Here is a 9,495-nt window from a genome sequence, read left to right as displayed (position 1 = left end):
TTTATATTCTGTATGTATTACTTCATAGAATTTAAAAAAGGGCTTCTTTGATTGTTGCTATTAAAACATAAAAACAGAGTTAATCTAGAATCAACTCTGTTTTTATGTTTTTCTTAAATTGAATATTCACCAAAGTACTCCGTTAGCTGAATAACTCTCCTCTGTAATAAACGTTTCTAATTAGGTTCTTTTTCGTCTTTCTCATTAAGTTTTCTTACAAACTCAATACACCTTTACTCAGAAGCCCCAAACATAATAAATTTTTATGGTGCTTGTCTCAAGGATGGAATGTTAGCTCCTCCGCTCATCAAATTGAACTCCATATAAGTTCCTGCGGGTCTCGTCTAATATTCTATATCCACAACAAGGACAATTATATTTCATATAATCTCTTCGCTCTTTTTTAACCAAATCTTATCATACTTCTTATTGAACTAAACTACTTCAATAAGAAAAACGGTTCCTATAATAATTTTAATTTTTCGAAACTTTAGTATTCATCGTGAACTAGATACATATTTGTCAAAGTAATATTCAAATATCTTATAAATGACTTGTACTTCACTAATATTTATCTTAAGAAGATTTTCAACATCTATTACTTGAATTTCTTCTAAACCTTGACTGTATTTGGAATTTTCATAAGCATTAAGCAGGTCATAAAAAAATTCACAATGGATTGAACAATGGGAACCGTCACTATACCATCCAGCACTAAAAAGAAAACTTGCCCAAGATATTTGACGTTGTTTATATTTTAAAAATAAACAAGCCAAGTAGAAATCATTTAATTCAGGGAAATTTTCAAAGGGTTCCGAATTTGCAAATTCCTTTACAATTCTTTCTGCACCGTTTTGAAATTTTGTTAATGAAAGTTCTATAATCCAATAAGGAGGGCTTTCAGATTTATCTATAATTTCATCACAAAATAATAAATAGTGCTTATATGTTATTAAGCCAGCTTCAAGCATCTCCCCCATTTTCCAAGCAAGAGATTTGTTCAAATTAATTTGCAATACTATCCCTCCCCTTTAGTTTCTTTAAAATTCTATACTAACATCATTTTAACAATAACTCACTACTGTTGCTTAACTAAACTGCACTGTTTGTTGAATTTAAAATATATACTAACCACCCCCATGTTATTTATTAACATATAATTACAAATAAAAAATACAATAAAAAGGGTTTATGTTTATGGGGTTTGTATTTGAATCTGAAAATTCAGGTGATTATTTACTTGAATTAGATGTGGTTGATTACTCAAATTCAATTATTAAAGAAAAAATTGAGGGATTTTTTAACTTAACTAAAACAGAAACTGCTTTTGAATTTGTACGTGATGAAATATCACATTCTTGGGATATTCAAGGGGAAAAAGTTACTTGTCACGCCTTAGATGTATTGAAGTATAAACAAAGGTATTTGTATGAAAAATCAAACCTTTTAGCAGCATTATTACGCTCGCAAGGAATTCAAACGAATTTCTGTTATCAGCATTTAATGTTGTTTGATACACCAGAAAAAGGATATTCGATTCACGCTTTGAATACTGTATATTTAAAGTCCAATAAAAGTAACTATGATTAAATGCTTGAGGAAACAAAATGAGTCTTAATGAAGAGGATTATTCTATTATTTTTGCAAAAACCAAACAATAAAACCATTGCTGTATTAAAGGAGCATACTGATGCTTTGGAAACATTATTTACCTGAAAGTATTTAATTATTTCACTAACAGGGACTTTAATCATTGAGAAAGCTCCTAAAAAAAGAGAAACGCCCACAATTCAACGTTTCTCGTATCTTCGTTATAGTAGATGAGGTTCTCGAACTTCTCCATCAAACGCAGCTCGATATATCGAATAGATATCTTCTCGCTTAAGCGGCATCGGACTACGTGCTAGAATTCTTGTTTGCTTTGTCGCATCATCCGTTAGTTGTTCCAGTGCTGTTTTAGGTATATTAAATCCTTGTAATGTGGACGGAATATTAACGTCCTGCACAAGTTGCTTCAATGCATCTACACATTTATAGGAAGCCTCTTCTTGCGATAAATACGCAGATGAAATACCCATTGCATCTAAAATATCTTTCATACGTTTTTCGCAACTTTGACGAATATAGCCCATGACATATGGTAGTAGCACTGCGTTGGAATCTCCATGAGCAATATGGAACTGGCCACCAAGTGGATAAGCTAAAGCGTGTACTCCTGCAACACCAGCATTAAAAAAGGCTAAGCCTGCCAAATAACTACCATAACTCATATCCGAGCGTGCCTGCTTATTTTGACCGTCATGCACTGCAGTTCGAATGGAGACACTAATTAATTTTATAGCTTGTAGTGCAAGTGCATCAGTTACTTCGTTGGCATTTACAGAAACATAGGCCTCTATTGCATGTGTTAAAGCATCTACGCCTGTAGCAGCGGTCACTTTGGGTGGTAAGGAAATCGTTAACGCAGGGTCTATAATGGAGACATCTGCTAATAAGTAATCATGTGTCACAACATCCTTCGTCGTTTCAAGTGACAGTACTGAAATATTTGTCACTTCTGAGCCTGTTCCAGATGTAGTCGGAATTAAAATTTTAGGTAACCCTTTATTTTCAAGGGTTTTTGTTCCTGTTAAATTTAAGTAATCTGCCACTTTCCCATCATGTGTTGCTAAAACCGCGGCAAGTTTCGCTAAGTCTAATGCACTTCCTCCCCCTAAACCAATCACTAAATCAAAATGATGTTTTCTAGTAAAATCAACTAGTTTTTCACCAATTGCGAGCGGTGGCTCTGGGGCAATATCGGTATAAATAGTTGTAGCGTACCCATTTTCGAGTAAAGGCTTTTCAAGATGATCTGTTAAACCTAACTCTTTTAAAAATGGATCTGTGATGATTAAAATATTATTTGCTTTCAATTTTTCTACTTCCGGTAGTAGCTGACTCAAACAACCCCAGCCTGTATAACTCGCAGGAGTAAAGGTTAATTTATGCATAATTGTTCTACTCCTATCTATTCATAATTCGATTTTCTAAATGACTTACATTGGACTGAGTCATGGCCAAACCACACATGCGAATTTGTTTCATTTGCTAATCTTCTAATTCGTTCAACTGTAGAATTATAGCCAACAGAATTATAAAGTATACAAGGTGCCTTGATAGGTGATGCTCTACAAATTCATTTGGCTGGTTTGGATGATCAATCGTTGCAGGGTTATGCATGGCAATCCATTCGCATTGTTCTATTATCCATAACATACAATTTCGGGTGCTGTTTGATTATATTCATTTACAACCATCCCCATTTCCGAATCATTTATAACTCGACATAATTGTAGCTGTCGCTACTTAAAACATTTGTAGCTGTCGCTTTGCTTTCGCTACTTAAAACATTTGTAGCTGTCGCTACTTAAAACATTTGCTACTGAAAGAAGTTAATTGTTATTCCAAACCACTAACTTCATTTCTGTCATTTCCTCAACTGCATATTTGATGCCTTCTCGACCTGTTCCACTTTCTTTAATGCCGCCATATGGCATATGGTCAACACGGTATGTTGGAACGTCATTAATAATGACGCCTCCTACTTGTAATTTCTTTGAAGCATTAAAGGCCATCTCGATTGAAGGTGTAAATATGCCTGCCTGTAACCCGTAATGTGAATCATTGACAGCATCAATGGCTTCTTCTATGGAAGAAACAGGATTGACAATTACAACAGGTGCAAATATTTCTTCACAAGATACACGGCTTTGAGAGGATACATTATATAATACTGTTGGAAGTAAAATATTATTGTCAATACGACCACCTGTCAGTACTTCGGCACCTTCTGCTACCGCTTCTTCTATCCATGTAACAGCACGCTGTTGCTCCGTTTCTGAAATCATCATCGCTAAATCCGTTGTTACATCTAAAGGGTCCCCTATTGTTAGCTGTTCTATTTTTGCTTTTAGTTTTTCTAAAAATACATTCATCATATTTTCTTTTACATATATACGCTGTAGGGAGATGCAAACTTGACCTTGATTTGAAAAAGCCCCCATTACAATTCGGTCCATAATCTTATCGAGTTGAATCCCTTCATCAACAATAACACCTGCATTCGAACCAAGTTCTAATGTGACTTTCTTTAAGCCAGCGCGATTGCGGAGGGAAATACCTACAGCAGGACTTCCGGTAAATGTAATCATCTTTACTTTTGGATGTGCTAAAAAGGCATCTCCTACTAGTTTTCCTTGCCCAGTTACTAAGTTAAATGCACCCGCTGGTAATTTTGTTTGTGCCAATAATTGTGCTAAAAAATGAGCAGATAACGCTGTTTGGGTTGCAGGCTTCAAAACAATCGTATTTCCAGCTGCTAATGCGGGTCCAACTTTATGGGCTACTAAATTTTGCGGAAAATTAAAAGGTGTAATAGCCGCAATAACGCCCAATGGCTCTCGAATGGTATAACCAAATCTACCCTCTCCACTTTTAGATGCATCCATCGGAATCATTTCACCAGATAGCCGCTTTGCTTCTTCTGCTGCAAATTTGTAAGTTTCAATCGTTCGATCAATCTCAGCATAGGCATATTTTAACGGCTTCGCTGATTCTAGTGAAATAATTCTAGCTGCTTCTTCTCGATTTTTTGCAAATAGATCCGATAATTGTTCTAAAATTTCTGCTCTTTGAAATGCTGTTAATGCTGCCATTTCGGCTTCTGCTGCATGAGCACTTTCAATTGCATGCTGTACATCATCTTCAGTGGCCATAGCAAATTGAGCAATGACCTCTTTTGAGTAGGGAGCTTGAACCTCCATAAATTCATCTGTCATTTGCCATTGTCCATTAATAAATAAGCTCTTTTTCAAGGCCTTACTCACTCCTCTCTTCGAATGGTTACGTATTCATTTCTGAAAATAAAAAAATGAATACGTAACCATTTTAGCTTTAAAAAATAAACTGAGGCATCAGTTTATTTTTTTACTTGTTGTATTTCTCGGGAAAAGTTTAACAGATTCTGTTTGTTGAATGCAAGCACTTTTTTTCTCCATTACCTCAAATAATTTTTCAATAGCAATAAATCCGAGGTTTTTTTCGGATTCTAAACCTACTGTTGTTAAAGCAATTGAATGGTGCTTACTGAGCTCCACATTATCAATACCTATAACATTAAAATCTTGGGGAACATGAAAGCCCCTCTCTAAGCAAAGGTTTAAAATTTCAATAGCAATTGCATCTGTTGCGGCACAAATAGCGGTAGGCCTAGTAGGAAGCTTTAGTATTTCCTCAAATATTCGTTCAATATCGTCTTTTTTCGTATTTGTAAAAAATGCTGGCACTGTATTAATATCTATAGCGCTGTCCTTTAAAGCATTTTTAAAGCCATTGTACCTTTCAAAAAAAGTACTAATTTCATGTGGACCGCCAATCCAGCATATGTCACGATGACCTAAAGATAAAATATGATTCGTCGCTATATAACCAGCTTCCACATTATCAATTTCTACAAAATACCTGTTTTCTCGATGCTTGCGATTATACATGATAAATGGAATGCCTAGTTTTTCAAGCTTAAAAAATAAGTCATCTTCATATAACATTGACGATAATATAATCGCATCAGCTCTAGTTTCCAAAACAGAATTATAAATAGAATTTAAATCATCTTCCGTACCAAAATAAACATTTACTTTATAGCCCCGAGCATTAACATAATTAACGATTGCAGTAGTTGTATCGACAAAAAAAGGATTATGTAAAGGCCCTGATATCAAAGTAATAATGCCAGTTTTTTTCTGTACAAGTGATCTTGCAATATCATTTGGAATATAATTTAAATCCTCAATTGCCCGCATCACTTTTTTAACAGTTTTCGGCTTTACGAGTTCAGGAGTATTTAACACTCTTGAAACCGTTGTTTGAGAAACACCCGCATATTTAGCCACATCTTTTGAAGATACCAAAAAACCACCCACTTCATCTTTGTAAGCCTATTTTATACCATTAAAGAAATAATGTTAATAGATAAGAGTAAATGCAAGTACTTTCTATTATTAGGGATTTTTCTGATTTTTTCGCTCATAAGGCTTAACGGCTTCGCTAGCTTTAAAATTATAAACGGGTGTAATCACTTTTATTATATCTGCAGTTTCCTCAAGAACAGATGTAATTTCTGACATCGGCTTATAGGCCATTGGGGCTTCATCTAATGTTTCTTCATTTACGGATGTTGTCCAAATTCCTTGCATCGTTTCTTTAAAATCTTCCATGTTTAGTGCTTCTTTTGCAGCACGGCGAGAATACATTCTCCCTGCCCCATGTGGTGCTGAGTAATTCCAATCTGCATTCCCTTTCCCCATACAAATGAGTGAGCCATCTCGCATATTCATAGGAATAACGAGCTTCTCCCCTTTATTTGCTCGAACGGCTCCTTTTCTTAACGTCATTGTTTCTGTATCAATATAGTTATGGATCGTATCGAATGTTTCGTTAAAACGCCAGTTCATATGCTTGGAGATTGTTTCGGCAATTGTCCAACGATTCATCCGAGCATATTGCTGAGCAATTTTCATATCGTGTATATAATCATGGAAATACTCACCCTCTAAATAAGCTAAATCTTTTGGTACAATAGGATTTTGCTCTTTAAAAGCTTTAATCATCGTTTGAATTTCTTTTTCGCGCCCCTGATATTTCAGCTCGGCAATTTTTTCTTTTAAATCTTCTTGTTGTAATGTTTCATAGGCTCTTTTTTGATGCCAATTCGCTACCTTAGCTCCGACATATCGCGACCCAGTATGGATAAGTAAGTAATGTGTGCCTGCTTCGTCTTTGGCAAGCTCGATAAAATGATTGCCTCCCCCAAGTGTACCAAGCGATAAATTCGTATAGTCATCTTTTAAACCACTTGCTACAAACTGTCTCCCCTCGAATTCAACAAAATGACGTGCAGAAGATACTTCCTGATGGATATTCTGTCCGCTTGGTATATGTGCTCGAATTGTAGCATCAAGTTTCGAAAAATCGATATCCGCCTCATTTAACTCTGCTACAAATACACCACAGCCTACATCAACGCCTACAAGATTAGGCACTACACGATTTTGCAGTTGAATTGTTGTGCCAATAACACAACCCTTCCCTGCATGATAATCTGGCATAATCCGTACTTTTGTTCCTGCCATAAAGGCTTGATTTGCCAATTCTTTAATTTGATCAATAGCTGATTGTAAGGCTGTATTTGAATAAATTTTCGCTTCAGTAAAACGTCCTTTAATTTGAATCATGTTTATCCCTCCTACTATCAATACGAAAATCGGCTTATTTGGTTCCAACTTTCGCCAATTAATCCATTTGTGGAAAACAGGAAATACATAAAAAATGTTCTAAAATTACAAAATAATTTTAGAACATTTCTTTTAACGTTTATTCTTCATATTGAATATCTAATTTTTTCGGTATTTCTGGTATATCGTTTGATTTTACATCTACTTCTGTTAAAGCTAACGTATGTAATGGATATTTTTTCTGAACATCGAAAGGAATTGCAATGCTCTCCATTTTATTGTTCATTTGACTACGTGCAAGTAGCCCATTATTTGTCAGATCAATGCTAATAATACTGTTAATCGTTTCTTTTAGCATGACAATATCTTTTTCTTTTAACGGCATTTGTTCGTCCATTAAAAATGGTTGAATATTTTCTTTAATATAGCCCTGCGCCTCAATTAAACAAGAAAATTCATTTAATTTATTTGCGTATAACTTTAATTGACGCTTTTCTTTTGAACGTTGGCGATTTAGCTCTTGCACTTTTTGCTCAATACGTTCCAAACGTTTTTTCGTTAACTCCATAAGATAACTTTGTATTGAATAAAGGGAGTGAAGCATCGTTGCCTCCGCTTCTTGCACTTTTTCATATTGTGCAATACAAACAACTTGCTGCTCATTTAACTTATTGACACGTTCCTTGAAAAATCCATTTTGTGTATGCTGACCAAAAATAGCTTTCATAAGGCCTTTTCCGTGAATTTTTTTATGCTGAGCGTCCAATCGATCATATTCACGTATATAATCGCTATGCATATTACGGTATTCCCGTAACATTTGTTGATATAAAACAGCTTTTTCTGTAAAGCTTTCCACAATTTCATCCTGAAAATAATCATTTTGTGAAATGGTTTGTAAAAGTTGATATAATGTTTGAACATTTTTAAATACGTTGGCAACCTGCTCGTATTCTTGCTCATATTCAGTTACAATCGCTAAATCACGTTGATAGCGTGAAAATTCGTATTGTGTATCGCCTGCATACTTTTCAATGTTCTCAACTGCAGATTGGAATGGATCTCTTTGTGGAATAACAGTTAATTCGAAGCGGAATCGTTCAAGCCATTGCAAGAAGCGAATTAAAATGCCATACGTTTTCTTATCACTATTTTCTGCAACCCGATGAATTTCTGAAATTAATTGCTCATACTGACTTTTCTCCCAAAGCTCATCACTATTAGTCTGTTTAGCTTCAATTGCTTCTCTTGCAGAGATAGCTACAAAATCACTTATTAAATGCCCAATTCGTTCCCTCTCAGCATTAATAAACGCCTGTGTATTTTCATTTGAATCTATAGCATTGATTACACAAAGAGGCTCAACACCTTTGTTTTTTAGCGTTTCCATCAATAATATTTCAGGATAAATAGCCATTGAACCTGAGCGTAATACCCAAAAGATTTCGTCAACACGGTTCATCAATGCTTCTGGGAAGTAGGCCATTTCCCCTCCTCCAGCTTCCAATGAAACCGAATCAATAATTGTTACTGATTTTAATAAATCGTTTTTCAAATATACTTCTAAGTAATCTAAATGTTCTCGTAGTATTTGAGATGCAAAAGTATCGCTAGTTGTCAATAATTCTAGCTTGCTCATATCAAATATTGCTACAACGCCATCTAAAAAATACGCCTTTATTTCTTCATGTTCACCGTATCGCAAAAATGTATTTACCCCTGTTGGATGCTGATCACTAACAGGCAAAACTTGACGTCCTAAAAGTCCATTTACAAGTGTTGTTTTTCCAACACGCTCTTTCCCAACAATAAGAATCATCGTTTCGTTGTTAGCATCTTGAATGATACGATTTAAATGTTTTGCTGTATCTTTTACATAAGTATTTTGTACAATAATGCCATGTAATTGTCGCAAATGATCGACAAGCTGTGGCAAAATATTATTCGCTGAGGCTGTATATTCGATCGGAACATTATCAATATTTGTCATCCCCAAAACCTCTTTTCGTATGTATCTAAAGTTATTATAAATGAAAATATTCATTTATTAATATATAGTACTAAGAAATAATGACAAAAAAGGACAATATACTTAAATGCAACCGTCACAAATAGGTAATAAATCTTACATTTTTAAACAAGTTATCTCAGATACTATTACTCATTCAGACTAAAAGAAATAAAAATTATTATGATAAATTCGTAAGAGAGTTAGTCTCCC

7 protein-coding genes and 2 pseudogenes are annotated in these 9,495 nt (G+C 34.7%); 1 reads left to right on the top strand and 8 read right to left on the bottom strand.

Going from position 1 to position 9,495, the window contains the following annotated elements; genetic code table 11:
• Positions 1-266: 266 nt before the first annotated feature.
• Together PVA17_RS25545 and PVA17_RS10420 are read right to left on the bottom strand one after the other, a co-directional pair.
• Positions 267-384: pseudogene (locus tag PVA17_RS25545) on the bottom strand (CPCC family cysteine-rich protein); the annotation flags it as partial.
• A 113-nt stretch (positions 385-497) separates the two neighbouring features.
• Entirely contained in the window at positions 498-1,016 is a 519-nt protein-coding gene (locus tag PVA17_RS10420) for a hypothetical protein (protein WP_274067652.1), read from the bottom strand.
• Positions 1,017-1,197: 181 nt separating this feature from the next.
• Here PVA17_RS10420 and PVA17_RS10415 point away from each other — a divergent pair, with 181 nt between their 5' ends.
• Positions 1,198-1,590 (top strand): transglutaminase-like domain-containing protein, encoded by a 393-nt coding sequence (locus tag PVA17_RS10415; RefSeq protein ID WP_337993608.1) that lies wholly within the window; start codon positions 1,198-1,200, stop codon positions 1,588-1,590.
• 221 nt (positions 1,591-1,811) lie between these two features.
• Here the strand turns inward: PVA17_RS10415 and PVA17_RS10410 are convergent, their stop codons facing one another.
• The 6 genes and pseudogenes from PVA17_RS10410 to PVA17_RS10385 all read right to left on the bottom strand — a co-directional run bounded on the left by PVA17_RS10410 (position 1,812) and on the right by PVA17_RS10385 (position 9,264).
• On the bottom strand, positions 1,812-2,993 hold the full coding sequence (locus PVA17_RS10410; protein WP_274067651.1) for an iron-containing alcohol dehydrogenase: 1,182 nt from the start codon (positions 2,991-2,993) through the stop codon (positions 1,812-1,814).
• A 17-nt stretch (positions 2,994-3,010) separates the two neighbouring features.
• Positions 3,011-3,163, bottom strand: a pseudogene (locus PVA17_RS10405) (N-acyl homoserine lactonase family protein); the annotation flags it as partial.
• A gap of 271 nt (positions 3,164-3,434) precedes the next feature.
• Positions 3,435-4,856, bottom strand: coding sequence for an aldehyde dehydrogenase family protein (locus tag PVA17_RS10400; RefSeq protein ID WP_274067650.1), 1,422 nt, complete (start codon positions 4,854-4,856; stop codon positions 3,435-3,437).
• Between the two features lie 99 nt (positions 4,857-4,955).
• Positions 4,956-5,951: a LacI family DNA-binding transcriptional regulator gene (locus PVA17_RS10395; RefSeq protein ID WP_274067649.1), complete on the bottom strand. Its 996-nt coding sequence runs from the start codon at positions 5,949-5,951 to the stop codon at positions 4,956-4,958.
• 90 nt (positions 5,952-6,041) lie between these two features.
• Positions 6,042-7,274 carry an RtcB family protein gene (locus tag PVA17_RS10390; RefSeq protein ID WP_274067648.1) on the bottom strand — a complete coding sequence of 411 codons (1,233 nt, stop codon included), beginning with the start codon at positions 7,272-7,274 and terminating at the stop codon, positions 6,042-6,044.
• A 139-nt stretch (positions 7,275-7,413) separates the two neighbouring features.
• Positions 7,414-9,264: a dynamin family protein gene (locus PVA17_RS10385; RefSeq protein WP_274067647.1), complete on the bottom strand. Its 1,851-nt coding sequence runs from the start codon at positions 9,262-9,264 to the stop codon at positions 7,414-7,416.
• Between the last annotated feature and the right edge of the window lie 231 nt (positions 9,265-9,495).

Source organism: Lysinibacillus sp. CNPSo 3705 (genome assembly GCF_028674935.1).
Classification (GTDB): Bacteria; Bacillota; Bacilli; order Bacillales_A; family Planococcaceae; genus Lysinibacillus.
The sequence above is the reverse complement of the archived record's forward strand: the minus strand, read 5'-3'. Positions and strand labels throughout refer to the sequence as shown.

Excerpts from the sequence above, each read along its gene's own strand:
- PVA17_RS10385 (WP_274067647.1), bottom strand. The coding sequence starts at position 9,264 with ATGACAAATATTGATAATGTTCCGATCGAATATACAGCCTCAGCGAAT.
- PVA17_RS10410 (WP_274067651.1), bottom strand. The coding sequence starts at position 2,993 with ATGCATAAATTAACCTTTACTCCTGCGAGTTATACAGGCTGGGGTTGT.
- PVA17_RS10415 (WP_337993608.1), top strand. The coding sequence starts at position 1,198 with ATGGGGTTTGTATTTGAATCTGAAAATTCAGGTGATTATTTACTTGAA.
- PVA17_RS10390 (WP_274067648.1), bottom strand. The coding sequence starts at position 7,274 with ATGATTCAAATTAAAGGACGTTTTACTGAAGCGAAAATTTATTCAAAT.